This window comes from Streptomyces coelicoflavus (genome assembly GCF_045041415.1).
Classification (GTDB): domain Bacteria; phylum Actinomycetota; class Actinomycetes; order Streptomycetales; family Streptomycetaceae; genus Streptomyces; species Streptomyces coelicoflavus.
Genome location: NZ_CP108218.1, coordinates 4,693,055 through 4,713,906, shown reverse-complemented (window position 1 = coordinate 4,713,906; position 20,852 = coordinate 4,693,055). Strand labels below are relative to the sequence as shown.

18 protein-coding genes are annotated in these 20,852 nt (G+C 75.2%); 9 read left to right on the top strand and 9 right to left on the bottom strand.

What is annotated here, in order from left to right; translation table 11 throughout:
• Positions 1-9: 9 nt before the first annotated feature.
• Together OHA99_RS21030 and OHA99_RS21025 are read right to left on the bottom strand one after the other, a co-directional pair.
• Positions 10-3,138 (bottom strand): sacsin N-terminal ATP-binding-like domain-containing protein, encoded by a 3,129-nt coding sequence (locus tag OHA99_RS21030; RefSeq protein WP_405697216.1) that lies wholly within the window; start codon positions 3,136-3,138, stop codon positions 10-12.
• A 153-nt stretch (positions 3,139-3,291) separates the two neighbouring features.
• The gene (locus OHA99_RS21025) at positions 3,292-4,218 is read right to left on the bottom strand and encodes a DUF3027 domain-containing protein (protein ID WP_153179286.1); all 927 of its coding nucleotides are present in this window, start codon (positions 4,216-4,218) and stop codon (positions 3,292-3,294) included.
• A gap of 344 nt (positions 4,219-4,562) precedes the next feature.
• Here OHA99_RS21025 and OHA99_RS21020 point away from each other — a divergent pair, with 344 nt between their 5' ends.
• From OHA99_RS21020 to OHA99_RS21005, 4 genes are read left to right on the top strand one after another with little or no spacing between them, the layout of a single operon-like run.
• Positions 4,563-5,954 carry an MFS transporter gene (locus tag OHA99_RS21020; protein WP_153179285.1) on the top strand — a complete coding sequence of 464 codons (1,392 nt, stop codon included), beginning with the start codon at positions 4,563-4,565 and terminating at the stop codon, positions 5,952-5,954.
• A 58-nt stretch (positions 5,955-6,012) separates the two neighbouring features.
• Entirely contained in the window at positions 6,013-6,522 is a 510-nt protein-coding gene (locus OHA99_RS21015) for a DUF2771 domain-containing protein (RefSeq protein ID WP_194280039.1), read from the top strand.
• 27 nt (positions 6,523-6,549) lie between these two features.
• On the top strand, positions 6,550-7,245 hold the full coding sequence (locus OHA99_RS21010; protein ID WP_194280038.1) for a futalosine hydrolase: 696 nt from the start codon (positions 6,550-6,552) through the stop codon (positions 7,243-7,245).
• Positions 7,235-8,083: a 1,4-dihydroxy-6-naphthoate synthase gene (locus OHA99_RS21005; protein ID WP_153179283.1), complete on the top strand. Its 849-nt coding sequence runs from the start codon at positions 7,235-7,237 to the stop codon at positions 8,081-8,083. Before OHA99_RS21010 ends, OHA99_RS21005 begins: the two co-directional genes overlap by 11 nt.
• Before the next feature lie 13 nt (positions 8,084-8,096).
• On the opposite strand, the gene OHA99_RS21000 is transcribed toward OHA99_RS21005, so the two are convergent.
• Positions 8,097-8,480 carry a cold-shock protein gene (locus OHA99_RS21000; RefSeq protein WP_003974650.1) on the bottom strand — a complete coding sequence of 128 codons (384 nt, stop codon included), beginning with the start codon at positions 8,478-8,480 and terminating at the stop codon, positions 8,097-8,099.
• A 175-nt stretch (positions 8,481-8,655) separates the two neighbouring features.
• Between OHA99_RS21000 and OHA99_RS20995 the strand changes: the two genes are divergently transcribed.
• A complete protein-coding gene (locus OHA99_RS20995) occupies positions 8,656-8,934 on the top strand; it encodes a hypothetical protein (protein ID WP_153179282.1) in 279 nt (92 codons plus the stop codon).
• Here OHA99_RS20995 and OHA99_RS20990 read toward each other — a convergent pair.
• A complete protein-coding gene (locus OHA99_RS20990) occupies positions 8,883-9,545 on the bottom strand; it encodes an HAD family hydrolase (RefSeq protein WP_405697212.1) in 663 nt (220 codons plus the stop codon). The genes OHA99_RS20995 and OHA99_RS20990 overlap by 52 nt on opposite strands.
• A 622-nt stretch (positions 9,546-10,167) precedes the next feature.
• Positions 10,168-11,172: a hypothetical protein gene (locus OHA99_RS20985; protein ID WP_153179280.1), complete on the bottom strand. Its 1,005-nt coding sequence runs from the start codon at positions 11,170-11,172 to the stop codon at positions 10,168-10,170.
• 139 nt (positions 11,173-11,311) lie between these two features.
• Here OHA99_RS20985 and OHA99_RS20980 point away from each other — a divergent pair, with 139 nt between their 5' ends.
• The 3 genes from OHA99_RS20980 to OHA99_RS20970 all read left to right on the top strand — a co-directional run bounded on the left by OHA99_RS20980 (position 11,312) and on the right by OHA99_RS20970 (position 16,222).
• On the top strand, positions 11,312-13,909 hold the full coding sequence (locus OHA99_RS20980) for a helicase-associated domain-containing protein (protein WP_405697210.1): 2,598 nt from the start codon (positions 11,312-11,314) through the stop codon (positions 13,907-13,909).
• 374 nt (positions 13,910-14,283) lie between these two features.
• Complete coding sequence (locus tag OHA99_RS20975; RefSeq protein WP_405697208.1) at positions 14,284-14,490, top strand: hypothetical protein; 207 nt, start codon at positions 14,284-14,286, stop codon at positions 14,488-14,490.
• A gap of 85 nt (positions 14,491-14,575) precedes the next feature.
• Entirely contained in the window at positions 14,576-16,222 is a 1,647-nt protein-coding gene (locus tag OHA99_RS20970; protein WP_405697206.1) for a DNA repair helicase XPB, read from the top strand.
• Positions 16,223-16,241: 19 nt separating this feature from the next.
• On the opposite strand, the gene OHA99_RS20965 is transcribed toward OHA99_RS20970, so the two are convergent.
• Both OHA99_RS20965 and OHA99_RS20960 read right to left on the bottom strand, forming a co-directional pair.
• Complete coding sequence (locus tag OHA99_RS20965; protein WP_165685632.1) at positions 16,242-16,631, bottom strand: hypothetical protein; 390 nt, start codon at positions 16,629-16,631, stop codon at positions 16,242-16,244.
• 111 nt (positions 16,632-16,742) lie between these two features.
• Positions 16,743-16,928, bottom strand: a complete 186-nt coding sequence (locus OHA99_RS20960) for a hypothetical protein (protein ID WP_007390268.1) — start codon at positions 16,926-16,928, stop codon at positions 16,743-16,745.
• Positions 16,929-17,218: 290 nt separating this feature from the next.
• On the opposite strand from OHA99_RS20960, the gene OHA99_RS20955 reads away from it, so the two are divergent.
• Entirely contained in the window at positions 17,219-19,267 is a 2,049-nt protein-coding gene (locus OHA99_RS20955) for a HelD family protein (RefSeq protein WP_405697203.1), read from the top strand.
• 124 nt (positions 19,268-19,391) lie between these two features.
• Here OHA99_RS20955 and OHA99_RS20950 read toward each other — a convergent pair whose 3' ends face one another.
• Entirely contained in the window at positions 19,392-20,081 is a 690-nt protein-coding gene (locus tag OHA99_RS20950) for a copper homeostasis protein CutC (protein WP_087790511.1), read from the bottom strand.
• Between the two features lie 85 nt (positions 20,082-20,166).
• Positions 20,167-20,850: a maleylpyruvate isomerase family mycothiol-dependent enzyme gene (locus OHA99_RS20945; protein WP_153179274.1), complete on the bottom strand. Its 684-nt coding sequence runs from the start codon at positions 20,848-20,850 to the stop codon at positions 20,167-20,169.
• Positions 20,851-20,852 lie beyond the last annotated feature (2 nt).

The window sequence follows — 20,852 nt, the reverse complement described above, 5'->3', positions numbered from 1 at the left end:
CGGCCCGGGTCAGTCGAACCAGCGGTCCCGGGCCAGTTCGTCGGTGCGCGACTCGTCCTCCAGCAGCGCCGCCACCTCGAAGCGGCGCGGCCACTGCCCCGCCGCCCAGGCGAGACCCGCGGCCACGCCCTCCAGCGTGGCCGCGTGCAGCGCCCCGTCGTCCGTCAGACGCCAGTCGATCTCCACGCCGTCGACGACCAGCTCGTCGTGCTCCACGTACGACGCGGGGGTCCGCGACCCGAGCAGCACCCGCACCGGCTCCGGCACGTCGTGCTCGGTGCCCTCGGAGTCGACGCGGCCGGTGACGGACTCGCTCAGCCGCCGTACCTGGAACAGCTCGGCCAGTTCGGCGGCCCGCGCCGGGCGGACCGGCAGCAGCGGTACGCCGGACGTGAAGGGCAGCAGGTCGGGCGAGTCGACCACGACGGCGTCGGCGGCGTCCACCACGCGCACCTCGCCGTCGACCACGGCCCGCACCTCGTCCGGCAGGGTCACCCGCTCCGGGTCCAGGTCGGCCAGCGCGCCGTACAGCGCGTGCAGTTGGGCGGCCGTGACCGGGCGGTCGGGGTCGGCGAGGCGGTCCAGGAGCTCGCCCGCGCCGCCGGGCTCGTCGAGGAGCGCGGCGACCGAGGTGCGCACGCCCAGCGCCCGCAGCACCTGCTCGTCCTCGAAGCCGGTCGCGTCGGCCTCGTCGTACAGGCCCCGCAGCAGCGGGTCGCCGCCCGCCGCGCGCAGGCCGGCCGGGCGGCGTCCGCCGAGCACCGGATGCCCGCGCAGCCACCACGCGGTGTAGGGCCGTACGACCTCGTGGGTGCCGTCGGGCAGCAGGACGCGCACCGGCTGGACCAGCGCGTCGCGCAGCGGCGGCCGGGACAGCAGGGCGAGGGCCTCGGGCCAGCGGTCGTCGTCCACGAGGTCGAGGTCGCGCACGGCGGTGATCTCGGTGGCGACCGGTGGCACAGGGCTGTCCGGGAAGCGGTCGAGGACGTCCTCGCTCCACACGTCCACCGCGTCGAGCAGCCCCGCGTCGTCGGGCTCGGCGAAGTCTCCTTCGCGGGGCTCCAGTTCGTCGGGGTCCAGGACGACGTCGGTGGCGCGGACGAGGGCGAAGGTGACCAGGACGCCGCAGGCGGCCAGCGGGTCGGGACCCCACTTCCCGGCGAGTTCGGCGTCCACGGCGGCGAGTTCGTCCTCCCGCATGACCCGGGCGAACGGACCGCCGGGGAAGACGAGTTCGCCCGCCGGGGAGAGTTCGCCGTCCTCGTCGGGCAGGGCGAGGGCGCCCAGCCAGGGCTCGTCGCCGGCGTCGAGCCCGGCGTCGCGGACCAGGCCGAGGACGGTGTCGGCCAGTTCCTCGGCGTCGAGGGCGTCCTCCTCCCAGTTGACGCCGCCCTCGTCGTCCAGGGAGGCGGCGACGGCCGCCCGGACCTGCGGCGTGGTGAGCACGGCGCGCGGGGTGGCCGGGAGGGCGCCGAGCTTCTCGAGGAGGGGGTGCGCGGCGTCGGGGTGGGCGACCTTCAGGCCGAGCCGGGTGAGGACCTCCGGGTCGAGGGAGGCGGCCTCCGGGGACGGCAGCAGCACCTGCCGGGGCCCGATGGTCGTCCGCCCGTCGGCAAGAGGCACCGGCAGCCCGGACAGCCGGTCGGGGTCGACCCCGGCGAGGCTGTCGTAGAGCCGCCACCACCAGCCCGGCGCCTTCTCCAGGCCCGCCAACCGGTCGACCGCGTCGGTCAGCGGCACCCGGGCCACGCCCAGCGTGCGCAGTTCGGCGCGGCGTTCCAGACCGGCGGGCAGCAGCGTCGGCAGCACCTCGGCCAGCACCCGCACGGTGTCGGCGCCCGCGCCCTCCACCACCTCGGCGTCGCGCGGCCGCAACGACTCCGGAAGATCGTCCTCCGCGTCCGGACCGCCGGAGGGCAGGGCGGGCGGCAGGAAGGAGGTGCGGGGCAGCCGGTCGAGGATCGCCTGCCGCAGCGCGCCGTCCAGTTCGCCCCGGCCCAGCGCGCCGGGCACCAGGCCGATGAGGCCGACGGCGACCGGGCGCCAGTCGGCGAGCAGCCCGGCGTAGGCGTCGGCGGCCCGTTCGGTGAGGAAGTCGGTGAGCGGTCCGGGCGCGGTGTGCCGGCGGGTCGCGTCCAGCGGGAAGGACGCGATGAGCAGGGCGGGGACGCCGAGCGGTTCGTCGCTGGGGGTGGGCGCGTGGACCACGGGGCTGGTGCGGGGGCGTTCGGGGGCGCCGTCGGCGTCGACGGGCACCGCCCAGGTCACGGACCAGTGCGGACGCAGCCGCTCCTCGACCGGCCGGTCGGCGAGCAGGTCGGGGGTGAGCGGGCCGTGCGCGGCGGCGGTCCGCCAGCGGGTGACGCCCTCCCGGGAGTCCTCCACGACGGTCAGGGCGTCCTCGGCACGGCGGGAGAGGGTGCGCACCTCGTCCCCGGCCTCGATCACGACCTCCTCCAGGCCCGGCAGGGCCAGCAGCAGGGCGTCGTCCACGGCGTGCAGGAGCCGTTCGGCGAGGTCGGCGGCGGCCGTGTCGCGCAGCGGGAGGATGACGGCCGTGTCGTACGGCGCGGGGGCGCTGCCCTCCGCGGGGAACGGCAGCCGCAGCAGCGGTACGTGACCGTCCCGCCGCCGGATCTCGTCGCCCAGGCCGGGGCTGTGCCGGGCGGTGTCGGCGGCCAGGTCGCGGGCCTCGGCCAGGGACCAGCGCACCCCGCCGTGCCGGCCGACCACGGCGGGCTCGTCGGTGACGGCCAGGACGGCGGCGAAGCCCACCCCGAACCGGCCGACCGAGCCGTCCCTCGCGTCCCGCTTGGCGGAGGCGCGCAGCGTGGACAGCGACTCGACGCCGGTCGCGTCCAGCGGGGCGCCGGTGTTGGCGGCGACGAGGACACCGTCGCGCAGGGTCAGCCGGAGCCGGCCGGGCACGCCGGCCCGCGCGGCGGCGTCGGCGGCGTTCTGCGCCAGCTCGACGACCAGCCGGTCGCGGTAGCCGCCGAGGACGAGGTCCTCCTCCGCGTTGGCGTCCTCACGGAACCGGGCCGGGCTCGTCGCCCACGCGTCCAGCACCCCGCGCCGCAGCCGTGCCGTCCCGAACGGATCGGCACCCTCGGCGGCAGGCCGTACGAACATGCTCACGGTGACTCTCCTCATCGACGGACCACGAAGGTACCGCCCACGCAGCCCGTCCTGGGGGTACCCCCTCTGGGGGAGTTTGAGGACGAGGCCGTCAAGGCCGAAGGGGGGTCCGGGGGCACAGCCCCCGGGGACCCCAGCCACCCACGGCGGACCTCAGGAGTGCCCCAGCTCCGCCGAGGCCACGTCCTCGGCCACCGGCACCGAGCCGGAGTCCGCCGCCGGCCGCAGCGGGAACGGATCCACCCGCGTCTCGTCGATCACCGGCGGAGCCACCCGCGGCGGCTTCGGCATGACCGCCGCCTCGGAGTGCCCGCCGCACCCGTAGGCCAGCGAGACCACGTGCCCGTCCGCCGGGGAGAACTCGTTGGCGCACACTCCGAAGGCCTGCCCGAGTGAGCCGCCGATGCGGGCGAGGAAGCCGCAGCTGACGCAGGAGGCGGGCGCCGCCTGGGCCATCGCGGTCTTGGGGCCGTAGCCGTCCTCCCAGCGGTCCGCGGCGACGTGCAGGCCGTACCGGGACAGCACCCGGGTGCGGCGCAGGCCCAGCTCCTCGGCGACCGCCGAGATCGTGCCGCGGGCCGGGACGGTGGACAGCTCGGCGGGCGGCCCGGCGGTCACCTCGGCGTCCTCGGCCTCGACCAGGTCGGCCATCTCGTGGGAGACGGCGGAGTTGGGCGGCGGCTCGTCCTCGCCGGTCCAGCCGGGCTCGAGCCGCAGGTCCTCCGCGTCGGTGGGCAGCAGGTCGCCAGGACCCATGTCGCCGGGGCGCAGCCGCTCGCTCCACGGCACCCACTCGGGGGCGAGGAGCGCGTCGGGGCCGGGCAGCAGCACCGCCTCGTCCACCGTGACGATCTTCGCGCGGGAGGCACGGGCCACCGTGACGGCCCAGCGCCAGCCCCGGTAGCCCATCTCCTTGCAGGCGAAGTGGTGCGTGACGACCCGGTCGCCCTCCGACACCATGCCCTCGTGCTCGCCGACGACGCCCGGTGCGGCGGCCTCCTCGGCCGCGGTCCGGGCGAGGTCGACGGCCTCGGCGCACAGACGGTCAGGGGTGCGGCTTCGCGTTGTCGCTGCGCTCACAGGTATCGCTTCTCTCCATACGCCGTCTCACGAGTGCACCGCTGTGTGCGAGGGGCGGACGGAGCGGACCTGCGGACCGCGTCGACGTCCGCGCCCGATCGCGCTCGGGCGCACCTACGTCATCCATTCTGCGGGATGGCCGTAAGGCGCGCGGCCGAGAACGTTCGCCACGGCGCGCTACGCACGCTACCTGCTCATGTGCCCTGGGCCTACACCGACGGGAGTTTCGGCGGGGTACGACCGGACGATCACGGGTGGCGCCGGCCCCGTCGTCACCCGACTCGATCACCGCCATCCGTGCCGTATCGACGCTACAGCCGCCGCTGACGGGGCACTATGACGGGGTGGCAGCCGCACGGACGGAGTTCAAGCGCGGGAGCCGTGGGCGCGGCCCCGGCTCCCGGTTCCGTGCGGTCGGCCGGGCGCTGCGCCTGCCGGTGACCGGTACGGCGCGGGGCATCCGCCGGGCGACGCACGCGCACGGCGCCGGCGAGTCGGGCCTCGGCAAGCTGATCGAGCTGCACGGGGTGAACGGCGCCGGCGACGTGATGATCACCGTCGCGCTCGCCTCCACCGTCTTCTTCTCCGTGCCCACCGACGAGGCGCGCGGGCGGGTCGCGCTGTACCTCGCCATCACCATGGCGCCGTTCACGCTCCTCGCGCCCGTGATCGGCCCGCTCCTGGACCGGCTGCCGCACGGCCGCCGCGCGGCGATGGCGTGCGCGATGGCCGCCCGGGCGCTGCTCGCGCTGGTGCTGTCGGCGGCGGTCGTCACCGGCGGCATCGAGCTGTACCCGGCCGCGCTCGGCGTGCTGGTCTCCTCGAAGGCCTACGGCGTGGTCAGGAGCGCGGTGGTGCCGCGGCTGCTGCCGCCCCGGGTCTCCCTGGTGAAGGCGAACTCGCGGGTCACGCTGTGCGGACTGCTGGCCACCGGTGTCGCGGCGCCGATCGGCGCGGGACTCCAGCAGGTGGGGCCGCGGTGGCCGCTTTACGGCGCCTTCCTGATCTTCGTGGCGGGCACCGTGCTGTCGTTCACGCTGCCGCGGAAGGTGGACTCGGCGCGCGGCGAGGACCGGGCGCTGCTCGCCGCGGACGAGGGACACCTGCCGGGACCGCTGCGGGGACGGAGCAAGCGTCCCGGCCTGCGCACGGTGGGCCCGGCGGTGACCCACGCGCTGGCCGCCAACGCGGCCATCCGCTGCCTGACCGGCTTCCTGATCTTCTTCCTGGCGTTCCTGCTGCGGGTGCACCCGATGACCGGCCAGAGCGCGGCGGTGTCGCTGGGGATCGTGGGCGTCGCGGCCGGTGCGGGCAACGCGCTGGGCACGGCGGTCGGGGCGTGGCTGCGCTCCCGGGCGCCGGAGGTCATCATCGTCACGGTGGTCGCCGTCGTGCTGGGCGCGGCGGTGGTCGCCGCGGTGTTCTTCAGCGCCTTCCTGGTGGCGTGCCTGGCGGCGGTCGCCGGGTTCGCGCAGGCGCTGGCCAAGCTGTCCCTGGACGCGCTGATCCAGCGGGACGTGCCGGAGCAGGTGCGCACGTCGGCGTTCGCGCGCTCGGAGACGCTGCTCCAGGTCTCCTGGGTGCTCGGCGGCGCCGTCGGCATCGTGCTGCCGCTCAACGGCACGCTGGGCCTGTCGGTGGCCGCCGCGATCATCGCCGCCGGGTGGCTGACGACCGTACGGGGGCTGCTCGACTCGGCGCGGCACGGGGGCAGGACTCGGCCGAGGGTGGCGTGACCACGCCACGCCGTACCCAGGTGGGGGGCGGGGCGGGAGCGCCGTATAGCCTTCCGCCATGACCACGTTGCCCCGCGGCACCGCCGCTCTCGGACACCGCGTTGTGCGACGCCGCCGCGCCGTCGCCGCCGTAGGCGCCGTGTCCGCCGGACTTCTCCTGCTGTCCGCCTGTGACGAGCCGACCCCGATCTCGACGATCACGGTCGGCAGCGACTCGGTGAGTTCCCAGGCCACCTGCGGCGGCGAGGGCAAGACCCTGTCGGCCGACGAGATCGACAAGTGCCTGAAGAGCAAGGACGCCAAGTCCATCAAGGTCGACCAGGACGAGACGGTGCGCTTCGGCGTCGACCCGGACATCGCCGACCAGCACTGGACGATCCTGATGAACGGTCAGCAGCTGGTCGAGGACAGCGACAAGACCTACCGCACCGTGCCGGGCAGCGTGTTCTTCAACGCGCAGTACGGCGCCCAGGGCGACTCGACGAACGTCGCCGTCGCCGCGCGGGACGGCAAGGACGAGAGCCAGAACATCACCGGTGTGTGGGTCTTCGAGCTGAAGAAGGACTGACCGCCCACGTCCTCCGTGCACCTCCTCGTGGCCACCGCGGTCCCCGCCGAACGGGACGCGGTGGCCCGGGCGTTCCCGGCGCCGGGCGCGGAGGCGCCCCTTCCCGGGATCGTCCTGCACCGGCTGCCGGGCGGCTGGGACCTGCTGGCCGCCGGGGTCGGCCCGGCCCGCGCCGCCGCCTCCACGGCCGCCGCCCTGACCGCCGCGGCCCTCGACGGCACGCCGTACGACCTGGTCGTCTCGACCGGCATCGGCGGCGGCTTCGTCCCCGACGCGCCGGTCGGCTCACTCGTCGTGGCCGACGCGATCACCGCCGCCGACCTGGGCGCGGAGACCGCCGACGGCTTCCTCCCGGTCACCGACCTGGGCTTCGGCACCGTCACCCACCACCCGCCGGCCCCACTGGTCCGCGCCGCCGCCGAGGCGACCGGCGCCCGCCCCGGCACCGTCCTGACCGGGTCCACCGTCACCGGCACCGCGGCCCGCGCCGGCCTGCTGCGCCAACGCCACCCGGGCGCGCTGGCCGAGGCGATGGAGGGCTTCGGCGTCGCCGAGGCCGCCGCCGCGCACGGCGTGCCGGTGCTGGAACTGCGCGCGGTCTCCAACCCGGTCGGCCCGCGCGACCGCGCCGCCTGGCGCATCGGCGAGGCGCTGGCGGCGCTGACGGACGGCTTCGGGAAGCTCGCACCCGTCCTCGAGAGTTGGAAACCGCATGAGCGCTGACACCCTGCACATCGCGTACTCCCCCTGCCCGAACGACACCTTCGTCTTCGACGCCCTGGCCCACGGCCGCGTCCCCGGCGCCCCCGCTCTCGACGTGACCTTCGCGGACATCGACATCACCAACGGCATGGCCGAGCGCGGCGAGCTGGACGTGCTGAAGGTGTCGTACGCCGTGCTGCCGTACGTCCTCGACGACTGGGCCCTGCTGCCCTGCGGCGGCGCGCTGGGCCGGGGCTGCGGTCCGCTGGTGCTGACCCGGGAGGCCGACGCCGACCTGCGGGGCCGCACCGTCGCCGTCCCCAGCGAGACCTCCACCGCCTACCTGCTCTTCCGCCTGTGGGCGGCGGACACGGTGCCCGGCGGGGTCGGCGAGATCGTCGTCATGCCGTTCCACGAGATCATGCCGGCCGTGCGGGACGGGAAGGTGGACGCGGGCCTGGTGATCCACGAGGCGCGTTTCACGTACCAGAACTACGGGCTGCACAAGCTCGCCGACATGGGCGAGCACTGGGAGCACACCACCGGGCTGCCGATCCCGCTCGGCGCGATCATCGCGAAGCGCTCGCTGGGCGCGGACACGCTGAACCGCCTCGCCGACGCCGTCCGCCGCTCGGTCCGCGCGGCCTGGGACGACCCGGAGGCGTCCCGGCCGTACGTCATGGAGCACGCGCAGGAGATGGACCCGGCCGTCGCCGACCAGCACATCGGGCTGTACGTCAACGAGTTCACCGCCGACCTCGGCGAGGACGGCTACGCGGCGATCCGGGGCCTGCTGACCCGCGCGGCGGCCGAGGGCCTCGTACCGGCCCTCGGTCCGGACGCGCTGGCGTTCCCCTGACCCAGGGGGTGGATCAGACGTCGAGCTGGTCCGCGACCGCGCGGAGCAGCCCGGCGATCTTCTTGCCGGCCGTCTTCTCGGGATAGCGGCCGCGCTCCAGCATCGGCGTGATGTTCTCCAGGAGCGTCGTCAGGTCCTGCACGATCGAGGCCAGCTCGTCCGGCTTCTTGCGCTGCGCGGCCGCGACCGAGGGGGCCGGGTCGAGGAGGGCGAGCGACAGGGCCTGGTCTCCGCGCTGCCCGGCGACGACACCGAACTCGACGCGCTGTCCCGGCTTCAGGCTCTCGACTCCGGCAGGGAGGACCGAGGAATGGACGAAGACGTCACCGCCGTCGTCACGGGAGAGAAAGCCGAAGCCCTTCTCGCTGTTGAACCACTTGACCTTGCCGGTAGGCACGTCTGTCCTCGTCCTCGTACTCGTCGGGAAAACTGCTCGGAAATATGCTCGGAAACGGCTCTTGATAGCACTTGGGCGGGTCGTCCTGACCCGCCGGTACCCAGGCTAATGGTGATCGGGCGGGTGACAAGACGTCCCCCGGCTGTTCTCCAGACCTGGGAACTACCCTGGTCGGGTGCGTGAACAAACCCAAACGAATTCCGCCGCGCCCGGTGACCGGTTGATCCGCGCCGGTGCGATCGTCTTCTTCGTCGGCGCCGTGGCCACTCTGGTCACGGTGGCCCCGCTGCTGCTGGGCACGACGCCGTTTCCCACCTACATGTTCGGGCTGAGCATGCTGATGGGAGTGGGCTTCCTGGTCGCCGGTGCCGGGGTGCTGCGGTCGATCGCCGCCGGGCGGCGTCAGGCGCGGGCCGCGTCGAGTCCCTCGGTGTCGCCCTCGCCGTCCCGGTAGGCCGCGAGCCACTCCGGGAGCGCGGTGAGGTCGGCAAGGACCACGTCGGCACCCGCCGCGCGCAGCTCTCCGGCGTCGCACGGCCCGCTCGCCACGGCCACCGAGCGGGCCCCGGCGGCGCGGGCTCCGCGTACGTCGCCGACGTGGTCGCCGACGTAGACGTCCGCGTCGTGCTCGCGCAGCGCGACGGCCTTCTGCTCGGCCCACAGTCCGCCGATGACGGCGTCCGGCTCGATGCCGAGGTGCGCCAGGTGCAGCTTGGCGTTCGGCTCGTACTTGGCGGTGACGACGAGCGCCCGCCCGCCGGCCTCGCGCACGGCGGCCACCGCCTCGCGGGCGCCGGGCAGCGCGAGGGTCGGCTCGATCGCGTACGCCGGGTAGATCTCCCGGTACAGGTCGGCGACGGCCTCGATCTCCTCGGCGGGGAACCAGTGGGCCAGTTCCTCGGCCAGCGGGGGTCCGAGCCGGGTGACGGCCAGGTCGGCGTCGACGTACGTCCCCGTGCGCGCGCTCAGTTCGAGGTAGCAGGCGCGGATGCCGGGCCGTGAGTCGATCAGCGTCATGTCGAGATCGAAGCCGACGGTGGGCGCGGGGCGGGTCGAGGAGGACATGGCACCCATTGTGCCGGGCCGTCGGCGGGACCCGTCGGCCACGGTGGCGCTCTGCCCCGGGGCGGCCGACACGGGGGCCTCCGGGACGGCTGGCTCCGGGGGGCAGCCTCCGGGGCGGCCGGCGTCATGGCGGTCAGCCCCCCGGGCGGTCAGTGTCGGGGCGCTCTGCCTCGGGGCGATCAGCCCCAAAGGCCGTCAGCCCCCGTGTGGCCAACCCCCCAGGGCGGTCAGCCTCCGGGGGGCAGCCTCGGGCGCTCTACCTCGAGGTGGCCAGCCCCCGGGCGGTCAGTCTCCAGGGCAGCAGACCTCGGGGGGGAAGCCGCGGTGCAGTCGACCTCGGGGGGGGCGGTCAGCCTCCAGGGCGGTCGGCCTCAGGGGCAGCCCCGGGGCGGCCAGCGTCGGGAGGCTCACCTCGGGGGGCCGCGGTGCAGTCGACCTCAGGGGGGGCAGCCTCCGGGGCGGTGGCCTCCAGGGCGGTCGGCCTCAGGGGCAGCCCCGGGGCGGCCAGCGTCGGGAGGCTCACCTCGGGGCGGCCAGCCCCCGGGCGGCCGGCCTCGGGGAGCAGCCTCGAGGCGGCCATCGTCGAGGGCTCTGCCTCGGGGGCGGTCAGCCCCGAGGGCCGTCAGCTCCGGGGGCGGCGGGCCCGCCAGAGGAGGTAGAGGGCGGTGGCTACGGCGGCGCCGCGTAGGACCCAGGGCCAGGTGTCGGCGACGGCCTCGTTCAGGTGGCCCTCGGTGATCTCGTCGCCCCAGCGCTTCTGGGTGCGGCCCCACAGCCAGACGGCACCGGCTGCGGCGACCGTGCCGGGCAGGCCCAGGACGGCCCACTTCGACTGGGCCGGGGTCAGCCGGCGGGAGAGGTAGGCGATCAGCCAGCCCAGGCCCAGGGGGACGAGGTTGCCGAGCACCGCGCCGGCGAGCAGGAGGGCCGCGGCGAGCAGGAGGAGGGGGTTGTTCCAGCCGCCCTCGGGCCACAGGCGGGGCAGGCGGCGGCCCTCCCGCTTCCCGGCGGGCACGGCGGCGGGCTCGTCGGTCTCCTCCAGGGGGGCCTTTGGCCCGGTGGTGTCCCGCTTCTCCGGGTCGTCCACCTCGTCCGGCGCACCCGGCGGCTTCCTGAGCAGCTCCGGGATCTCGACGCCGCCGACGAACCCGGGGACGCTGTCGCCGAGGCCCGCGCCGACGAAGGGGCCGTCGTCGACCCGCCACCAGTCCGGCCGGCCCTCGCCCACGTCGCCCAGTTCCCCCGCGCTCGCCAGGTGGGGCGGGGAGGCGGCCGGACGGTCGGCCGGGGGTTCGGGTGCGGGGCGGCGCCGGCCCTTGCGCCGCCCGGTGTCGCGGGGTCCGGGGTCCCGCTGCTCGGGCACGGCGGTGGGGGCCGGCGCCTGGTCCCGTACGCCGCTGGTGCCGCCCGCCGCGGTGACGACGTCGTCGGGCTCGCCGAGCCGGTCCAGGATGCGGCGGACGGCGGCGGGACTGTCCACGGTGGTCTTCGCCCGGTGCCGGTCGATCTCGTTGCGCAGCTCCGACACCAGCCGCATGCGGGTGGCCGACGGCAGCTGCCGCTGCTGGGCCACGTCGCCGACACGGCTCAGATACTCGAAGACGACCTGGTCGCTCTCGATCCCCACGTTCCCCTCCGGGGCGGTGCGTTGCGGTATCCGTCGTACCCCGTCGGACGAAGGTACCGAATCCTCCGCGTCCGGCCGACGGCACCGCGCCCGCGCACACACCCCTCCGCCGTCGCACCCACCCGCTAACGTGGGCAGGATGAGCACCGAGGAGAAGTCCGCGGCCCCCCGGTCCCTGGCGGAGGCGCTCCGCGTCAGGGACGACGTCTCGCTGGCCGCCCTCCTGCGCAGCCGTCCCGACCTCATCACCCCCGTGCCGACCGACCTCACCCAGCTCGCCACCCGTGCCGGCACCCGTGCCTCGGTCGTGCGGGCGCTGGAGCGGCTGGACCGGTTCGCGCTCCAGACGGCCGAGGCGCTGGCCGTGGCGCCGGACCCGGCGTCGTACGGCGAGCTGCTCGCCCTGATGGGCGGCGACGAGGAGGATCCCGTCGTCGCGGCGGCGCTGCCCCGGGCCGCCGCCCTGCTGCGCGAGCAGGCGCTGGTGTGGGGCGCCGACGACCGGCTGCGGCTGGTGCGCACCGCCCGTGAGCTGCTCGCGCCGTCCCCGCAGCACCCGTCCCCGACGGGGCTCGGCCCGACCGTGCGGGAGGCGACGGCGGGGATGTCGCCGGGCCGGATCCAGGAGATCCTCACCGCCGTCGGCCTGCCCTCGACCCACGACTCGGTCTCCGCCGTGTCCGCGCTCGGCACCCTGTTCGCCGACCGGCGGCGGATGGCGGCGCTGCTCGCCGAGCTGCCCGGGGAGTCGCGGGAGGTGCTGGCCCGGCTGCTGTGGGGGCCGCCGTACGGCCAGGTCACCCACGATCCCGCCGCGCACCTGCGGGCCCTCCTCGACCGGGGCCTGCTGCTGCCGACCGCGCCCGGCACGGTCGTGCTGCCCCGCGAGGTGGCCCTGCATCTGCGCGCGGGCCGCGCGCACCGTACGCCTGAGCCGGTGCCGCCGCCGGTGGAGGCGGCCGCGTCGCACCGTCCACAGGTTGTGGACGCCACCGCGGCCGGGCAGGCCCTGGCGGCGCTGGCGACCGTGGCGGAGCTGCTGAAGGAGTGGGACGAGGGCGGCCCGGCGGTGCTGCGGGCGGGCGGTCTGAGCGTGCGCGACCTGAAGCGGACCGCGGTCGCCCTGGACGTGCCGGAGCCGGTCGCGGCGTTCTGGGTCGAGCTGGCCCACGGCGCCGGACTGATCGCCTCCGACGGCGAGGCCGACGAGCGGTACGCGGCGACCCCGGCGTACGACGAGTGGCGCGAGCTGCCGCCGGCCGAGCGCTGGGCGCACCTCGCGGCGGTGTGGCTGACGGCCACCCGGACGCCGGGCGTGGTCGGCGGGCGGGACGCGAAGGACCGCACGCTCTCGGCGCTGGGCCCGAACCTGGACCGTTCGGCGGCGCCGGAGGTGCGGCACCGGGTGCTGGCCCTGCTGGCGAGGCTGCCCGAGGGCGCGTCGCCCGTCGAGGAGTCGGTGCTGGCCCGGTTGCGCTGGGAGCGCCCCCCGCGCGGCCCGCGGGGGGAGCAGCGTGAGGCGGGGAGCGCGCGGGACGAGGATCTGCGCGGCCGGATCGCCCGGTGGACGCTGTCCGAGGCCGAGCTGCTGGGCGTCACCGGGCGCGGTGCGCTGGCGGCGCCGGGGCGGGCCCTGATCGGCGCCCCCGAGGCACCCCGGCCGGCGGCGGAGACGCAGGAGTCGGAGCCCGAGGGGCCGGGCGCCAAGCTCCCCGTCCACCACCACCGCATGCCGCCGGCAGCCGCTCCCCCGACCGCCGCCGAACGGGCCGCCGCCACCGCGGCCGCCGCCCGGCTGCTGGCACCGCTCTTCCCCGAGCCGCTGGACCACGTGCTGCTCCAGGCCGACCTGACGGCGGTGGCGCCGGGGCCGCTGGAGCGCGGGCTTGCCGACGTGCTGGGGGTGCTCGCGGACGTGGAGTCCAAGGGCGGGGCGACCGTCTACCGGTTCACGCCGGGCTCGGTGCGCCGTGCGCTGGACGCCGGGCAGAGCGCCGCCGACCTGCACGCGTTCCTCGCCCGGCACTCCCGTACGCCGGTGCCGCAGCCCCTGACGTATCTGATCGACGACGTGGCCCGACGGCACGGGCGGCTGCGGGTGGGCGCGGCCTCGGCGTACGTGCGCTGCGACGACGACGCGACGCTGGACGAGATCCTCGCCGACAAGCGGGCCGCCGGGCTGGGCCTGCGCCGGCTGGCGCCCACCGTGCTGGCGGCGCAGGCCGACCCGGCGGCGCTCCTGGAGGGGCTGCGTGCGATCGGGTTCGCGCCGGCCGCCGAATCGGCCGCGGGTGACGTGCTGATCGCCCGCGCGGACTCGCACCGCACCCCGCCGCGGGCGGCGCCCGAGCCGGTCCCGGACGGTCCCCCGGCCCCCGACGACACACTCCTGTCGGCGGCGGTCCGGGCCGTGCGCGCCGGTGACCTGGCCGCCACGACTCCGCGCAAGCCGGGCCCCGGCGGCGGGGAGGGCGGCGAGGGCCCGGTGCCGGACGGCGCGCTGCCGCGCACGGGCGCCGCGGAGACGCTGGCCACGATGCAGGCGGCGGTCCTGACCGGTGAGGCGCTGTGGATCGGCTACGTGAACGCCGAGGGTGCCGCCAGCCAGCGCGTGATCGCGCCGATCCGGGTCGAGGGCGGCTTCGTCACGGCGTACGACCACACGGCGGACGAGGTGCGCACCTATCCGCTGCACCGGATCACGGGCGTGGCCGAGCTGGCCGACGACGGGGGCTGAGCGGGCGTCGCGGACGGTGCCGCTCTTTCGGGTGTACGGCGTGATCCATGCACGCCACGCCGGGTGATTCGCACCTGAGAGGGAGCTTTTTTCATAAACCGCATCGAGTCGTCGGGGCTCGGGCAGCCACCGGGTGTCCCGCACCGAAGCGAAAGGAAGAGCCCGATGCGCACTGCAGTTCGCCGTCTCGCCACCGTCCTGGCCTCCACCGCGACGCTGGTCGCCGCGTTCACCGCCGAGGCCGCCGCGGTCGGCATCGACCTCGGCGGGGGCCTCACCCTCTGACCCGGCCCCCGTCCTCGACCCAGCGGCGGGCCGGGTCCAGGTCCCCCGGCCCGGCCCGCCGTCCCCCCGGCACCTCCGAAAGGCCTCCCATGCGCGACAGGACCGACGACCCCCTCTCCGCCAACGCCCACCCCACCGCCCGGTCCGCCGTCGCCGTCTCCGTGGCCGCGCTGATCACCGCGGCGGCGCTGTTCGGCGCGCTCGCCCCGAAGGCCTCCGCACTGGAGACCGCCGCACCGGAGGCCGCCGCACTGGAGGGGCCGCTGATCAACGACGTCAGCATCGCTCTCCCGTAGGCCCGGCCCCGCGATCAGGCACACTTGACGTTTGGCCGGTCCGTCCAGTCGCGACCGGCTGTACGCACGCGAGAGGGTGCCGCCCGTGAATGGTCCGCTGATCGTCCAGTCCGACAAGACCCTGCTCCTGGAAGTCGACCACGAGCAGGCCGCCGACTGCCGTCGGGCCATCGCGCCCTTCGCCGAACTGGAGCGGGCGCCGGAGCACATCCACACCTACCGGGTGACGCCGCTGGGCCTGTGGAACGCGCGGGCGGCGGGCCACGACGCCGAGCAGGTCGTGGACGCGCTCGTCGAGTACAGCCGTTACCCGGTGCCGCACGCGCTGCTCGTCGACATCGCCGAGACGATGGACCGCTACGGCCGCCTCACCCTCTCCAAGCACCCGGCGCACGGTCTGGTCCTGACGACCACCGACCGCCCGGTGCTCGAAGAGGTGCTCAAGTCGAAGCGGATCGCGCCGCTGGTCGGCACCCGCATCGACGCCGACACGGTGGCCGTGCACCCCTCCGAGCGCGGGCAGATCAAGCAGACGCTGCTGAAGCTGGGCTGGCCGGCCGAGGACCTCGCCGGGTACGTCGACGGCGAGGCGCACCCGATCGACCTGGCCGAGGACGGCTGGGCGCTGCGCCCGTACCAGCAGCAGGCGGTGGAGAACTTCTGGCACGGCGGCAGCGGTGTCGTCGTGCTCCCCTGCGGCGCGGGCAAGACGCTGGTCGGCGCGGGCGCGATGGCGCAGGCCAGGTCGACGACGCTGATCCTGGTCACCAACACCGTCTCCGCCCGGCAGTGGAAGCACGAGCTGGTGAAGCGCACCTCGCTGACCGATGACGAGATCGGCGAGTACAGCGGCACCCGCAAGGAGATCCGGCCGGTCACCATCGCCACGTACCAGGTGCTGACGACCCGGCGGAAGGGCGTCTACCCGCACCTGGAGCTGTTCGACTCCCGGGACTGGGGTCTGATCGTCTACGACGAGGTGCACCTGCTGCCCGCGCCGGTCTTCAAGTTCACCGCCGACCTCCAGGCCCGGCGCCGCCTCGGCCTGACCGCGACCCTGGTGCGCGAGGACGGCCGCGAGTCGGACGTGTTCTCGCTGATCGGGCCGAAGCGGTTCGACGCGCCGTGGAAGGAGATCGAGGCGCAGGGCTACATCGCGCCCGCCGACTGCGTGGAGGTCCGGGTCAACCTCACCGACTCGGAGCGGCTCGCGTACGCCACCGCCGAGACGGAGGAGAAGTACCGCTTCTGCGCGACGACCGACACCAAGCGGAAGGTGACGGAGGCGATCGTGCGGCGGTTCGCCGGGCAGCAGATCCTCGTCATCGGCCAGTACATCGACCAGCTGGACGAGCTGGGCGAGCACCTGGGCGCGCCGGTCATCAAGGGCGAGACGTCCAACGCCCAGCGGGAGAAGCTCTTCGACTCCTTCCGGCAGGGCGAGATCAGCGTGCTCGTCGTGTCGAAGGTCGCGAACTTCTCGATCGACCTGCCGGAGGCGACGGTCGCCATCCAGGTGTCGGGCACGTTCGGGTCGCGGCAGGAGGAGGCCCAGCGTCTGGGCCGGGTGCTGCGCCCGAAGGCTGACGGCCACCAGGCACACTTCTACTCGGTCGTCGCCCGCGACACCCTCGACCAGGACTTCGCCGCCCACCGCCAGCGCTTCCTGGCGGAACAGGGCTACGCCTACCGGATCATGGACGCGGACGACGTCCTGGCGGAGGGCAGCTGAGCCGACCGGTGCCGGTCGGTCATCCGGCGGGGAGCGTGAACACCAGCAGCAGCAGGCACAGCGGCGGCAGCACCGAGACGGTCGCCAGCAGGGCGCGCGGCACCGACCAGCGCTGCGTCCTCGGGAGCAGCCAGGCGGTGCACCAGGTGACAAAGGTGACGAGCCCGCCGGGGACCAGGAGGACCATGATCAGGGTGAGCGTGGTCGTCAGCGCCTTCGAGCAGGAGTCCGGCCCGCAACTGTCGGTGGCCATCGGCGACAGCATGCCGAAGAGCAGCGCCGGCGGGACCAGGAGCACCAGGGCCAGCGTGGCGGCCGTCGGCGCCACCCAGGCACGCCGGTCCGGGTCGGTCGGGGCGGGGACGCGCGGGGTGCGGGGCGGGGCCGTCGCGAGGGGCGGTGAGGTCATACGGCCAGTCAAGGCGCGCAGCCGGTCCCCGCACACCGGCGCGGGTACTCAACCGGCGCGCGTCGGGTACTCAGACCGGGCGCCGGGTGGGCGGCGGCCCGGTCGGGAGGGTCACCGGCGGCGGACGCCGGCCTCCTCGCCGTACTCACCGAGGATGACGACGTCGAAGGCGGCGCCCGCGAACACCCGCACGGCGCGCACCGCGTCGCCGAGCCGGTGCCGGTGGCTGCCGGCCACGGGCGTGGCACCGGACGCGCGGCCCGGTGCCGGGGCGGGGGAGATGGTTGCTGCGCTCATGTCTCCATGGTGCGACTGCGCACCCCCGCCCGGCATCGGTCTTCGGACCCAATCCCCGCCCCCTCCGCTACGACCGTGGAGGGAGCGCGTCCCCCAGCGCGGATGACACGATCCCCTAGGGGTCGAACACCGGGCGGCGGAAAACGGTTGGCCCGCACCTCCCCCACTCCCCTAGAATCTCCGCTCTTGCCCGCCTCCCCACGGAGTGCTGCCGTCCGGACGGAAACCGGTCGGTTCGTCGCGCGCCGACAGCGCGCCCACCACACCGCAGGTCGACCGGAGGCACCCCCTTGTCCACTCCCGTCCACGACGACCCCCTCTCCAGGGAACGCTCCCACCTGGCCGCGTCCCGTTCCGCGCTGCGCGCCATGCGCGAGGACGTCGAGTCCCTCGACATCACCGACGTGACCGCGAACTGGGTCAACGCCGCGGTGCTGGAGGCGCAGATCGAGCAGCGCATCAAGGCGCTCGCCGACCTCAGCGAGACCCCGCTCTTCTTCGGCCGCCTCGACTACCTGCACGCCCCGGGGGCCGAACGGGCCGAGGGCGGCGAAGGGGAACGCTTCTACGTCGGGCGGCGGCACGTCCACGACGCGGACGGCGACCCGATGGTGATCGACTGGCGGGCGCCGGTCTCGCAGCCGTTCTACCGGGCGTCGAAGAAGGACCCGCAGGACGTCTCGCTGCGCCGCCGCTTCGGCTACACCGCCGGGGACCTGACCGCGTACGAGGACGAGCACCTCCTCGACCCGGCCGAGGCGGCGGCCACCAGCAGGCTGCTCCAGCAGGAGATCGAGCGGCCCCGCGTCGGACCGATGCGGGACATCGTGGCGACCATCCAGCCCGAGCAGGACGAGATCGTGCGCGCCGGCCTGGCCGGCTCGGTCTGCGTGCAGGGCGGTCCCGGTACCGGGAAGACCGCGGTCGGCCTGCACCGGGTCGCCTACCTGCTGTACGCGCACCGCGAGCGCCTGGCCCGCACCGGCACGCTGGTCATCGGCCCGAACCGGTCCTTCCTGCACTACATCGAGCAGGTCCTGCCGGCCCTCGGCGAGCTGACGGTGCGCCAGGCGACCGTCGACGACCTGGTGGCCCACGTCGAGGTGCGCGGCACGGACGAGGCCGCGACGGCGGTGCTCAAGGGCGACGCGCGGATGGCGGAGGTGCTGCGCCGGGCCCTCTACTCCCACGTCGTCCCGCCCGCCGAGGGCGTCGTCGTGGTGCGCGGCTCGCGCCGCTGGCGGGTGCCGGTGTACGAGCTGGAGGAGATCGTCCGCGAGCTGCTCGCCCGCGGCATCCGCTACGGCGCCGCCCGCGAGGCGCTGCCGCAGCGGATCGCGCACGCCGTGCTGGTGCAGATGGAGCGGGCGGGCGAGGCGCCGGACGACCGGGTGCAGAACGCGGTGGCGCGCAACGCGGCCGTGAAGGCGCTGGTGAAGTCGGTCTGGCCGCAGGTCGACCCCGCCAGGCTGGTCCTGCGCCTGCTCGCCGACGCGGACTTCCTCGCCGAGCACGCCGAGGGGGTCCTGACCGGGGACGAGCAGAAGGCGGTGCTGTGGGCGAAGCCGGCCCGCTCGGTGAAGTCCGCCAGGTGGTCACCGGCCGACGCCGTGCTGATCGACGAGGCCACCGACCTGATCGAGCGCACCCACTCCCTCGGGCACGTGGTCCTCGACGAGGCGCAGGACCTGTCCCCGATGCAGTACCGCGCGGTGGGCCGACGCTGCACCACCGGCTCGGCGACCGTCCTCGGCGACCTGGCGCAGGGCACCACGCCGTGGGCGACCCGGAGCTGGGCTCAGGCGCTGGGGCACCTGGGCAAGGGCGAGGCGGTGGTCGAGGAGCTGACGGCCGGTTTCCGTGTCCCGACGGACGTCATCGCCTACGCGTCCCGGCTGCTGCCGCACATCGCGCCGGGTCTGACGCCGGTCGCGTCGATCCGCGAGAACCCGGGCTTCTTCGACATCCGTACGGCCGCCGACGCGGGCCCTGGCGACGTGGTGTCCGCCTGCCGTGAGCTGCTGGAACGGGAGGGCTCGGTCGGCCTCATCGCCGCCGACGCGCGGGTGCCGGAGCTGGCGGCGGCCCTGGCGGCGGCCGGGATCGGCCACGTCGGGCCCGGCGAGGAGACCACGCACGCCACCCGGCTGACCCTGGTACCGGCCTCGCTGGCCAAGGGCCTGGAGTACGACTACGTGGTCCTGGACGAGCCGCGGGCCGTGGTCGACGGCGAGCCGGACGAACGGACGGGGCTGCGCCGCCTGTACGTGGCGCTGACCCGAGCGGTCTCGGGCCTGATCGTGACCCACGCCACGGGGTTGCCGCCGCAGCTGGCCTGACCCCTCCAGCTGCGTTCAGTCGTGCGCCGAGGTACGGGAGGACGCCGGCCGGCGCCGGCCGGGTGCCGCTGCGCCCACCTGTGCCGCCCCAGCGGCACGACTGCCCGCAGCTGGAGGGGGGCGGCTACGCGCCCAACACTCGCCGCCACTCCGCAACCGCGTCCGCCGACACCGGCCCGTCCCACCCCGCGGGCCGCGCCGCCCCGCCGATGTGGAACCCGTCGATCCCCGCGTCCAGCAGCCCCGGCACGTGGTCGAGCCGCAGTCCGCCGCCCACCAGCAACTGCTGCTCGTACCCCGGCTCACCGCGCCGCCGCGCCTCGGCGAGCAGCACGCTCAGGCCCTCGTCGACGCCCCCGGCCGCCCCGGCCGTCAGATACGTGTCGAGGCCCGGGAAGTCCGCGAGCTGCTTGCGCAGCGCGTCCCGGTCCGCGGCCCGGTCGATCGCGCGGTGGAACGTCCACCGGCACCCGTCCAGCACCTTGGCGATCTGCTCCACCGCCCCGAGGTCCACGTCGCCCTCCGCGTCCAGGAACCCCAGCACGAACTGCGTGGCCCCGGCCTCCCGCAGCTCACCGGCGACGCGTGTCAGCCGCTCGACGTCACCGGCGGCGAAGCCGTCCGCGAGCCGCAGCATCACCCGTACGTCGATGTCGACGGCGGCGCGGATCGCGGCGACGGTCGAGGCCGACGGGGTGAGTCCGTCGGCCGCCATGTCGGTGACCAGTTCGAGGCGATCCGCGCCTCCGGCCTGGGCGGCGACCGCGTCCTCGGCGTCGAGGGCGATCACCTCCAGGACTGCACGCTTGCTCATGGGACCCCATTCGTCGGCCTGCTACAGGTCTAGTCCAATCCAAGACTACGCGCCCGACGGCGGGCCCGGGCCCCCGCGTCGCCGCTCAGCCGCCGAAGATGTTCAGCTCCTTGGCCTCCACCCCGGCCAGCTCGTAGCCCGCCGCTCCGTCCAGCGGGCGGCCCGCGTAGAGCCGTACGAGGGTGGGGCCGTCGCCGATGTAGCGGCCCGGCGGCCGCTCGCCGCTGGCCTCGCCCAGCTTCAGGGGCTCGTCGAGGTCGTCCAGGTCGGCGTGGAGCGGCACGTGGCCGCGCGCCCGGGTGATCGAGCCGAGCAGCGCGAGCGCCTCCGGCAGCCCGCGCCCCGCGTACGCCCCCGGCTCGCCGAAGGCCACCCGTACGTCACCGGCGTGCACCCACTCGCCCAGGGCGACGGCGTCCAGCCTGCCGTCCGACCGGGCGATCACCCCGCCCGCCCCGGTCATGCCGCGTTCCAGTTCGTCGACGACGCGGGCGTGGGTCCAGTCGGCGCGTTCGGCGATGTCCCGGTCGTTGGACTCGGGCGAGAAGACGCCCTTCTCGAAGCGCCGCTCCACCACCCGGATCAGGGCGCTGGAGCAGTGCGCCAGGACGTCGCGCACGGTCCAGCCCGGGCACGCGGCCACCGGCAGCGCGAAGTCCGCGTCCGGGCGGGAGCGCAGCAGGGGCACCAGTGCGTCGCGTTCGAGGGTCAGCAGCCGGCCGGGCAGCTCGGGGTCGCGTACGTCGTGCTGGTCTGCGGGAGTCGTCATGG

Coding starts and splice junctions, on each gene's coding strand:
- OHA99_RS21015 (WP_194280039.1), top strand. CDS start 6,013: ATGACCACGTTGCCCCGCGGCACCGCCGCTCTCGGACACCGCGTTGTG.
- OHA99_RS21005 (WP_153179283.1), top strand. CDS start 7,235: ATGAGCGCTGACACCCTGCACATCGCGTACTCCCCCTGCCCGAACGAC.
- OHA99_RS20990 (WP_405697212.1), bottom strand. CDS start 9,545: ATGTCCTCCTCGACCCGCCCCGCGCCCACCGTCGGCTTCGATCTCGAC.
- OHA99_RS20980 (WP_405697210.1), top strand. CDS start 11,312: ATGAGCACCGAGGAGAAGTCCGCGGCCCCCCGGTCCCTGGCGGAGGCG.
- OHA99_RS20975 (WP_405697208.1), top strand. CDS start 14,284: ATGCGCGACAGGACCGACGACCCCCTCTCCGCCAACGCCCACCCCACC.
- OHA99_RS20965 (WP_165685632.1), bottom strand. CDS start 16,631: ATGACCTCACCGCCCCTCGCGACGGCCCCGCCCCGCACCCCGCGCGTC.
- OHA99_RS20960 (WP_007390268.1), bottom strand. CDS start 16,928: ATGAGCGCAGCAACCATCTCCCCCGCCCCGGCACCGGGCCGCGCGTCC.
- OHA99_RS20950 (WP_087790511.1), bottom strand. CDS start 20,081: ATGAGCAAGCGTGCAGTCCTGGAGGTGATCGCCCTCGACGCCGAGGAC.
- OHA99_RS20945 (WP_153179274.1), bottom strand. CDS start 20,850: ATGACGACTCCCGCAGACCAGCACGACGTACGCGACCCCGAGCTGCCC.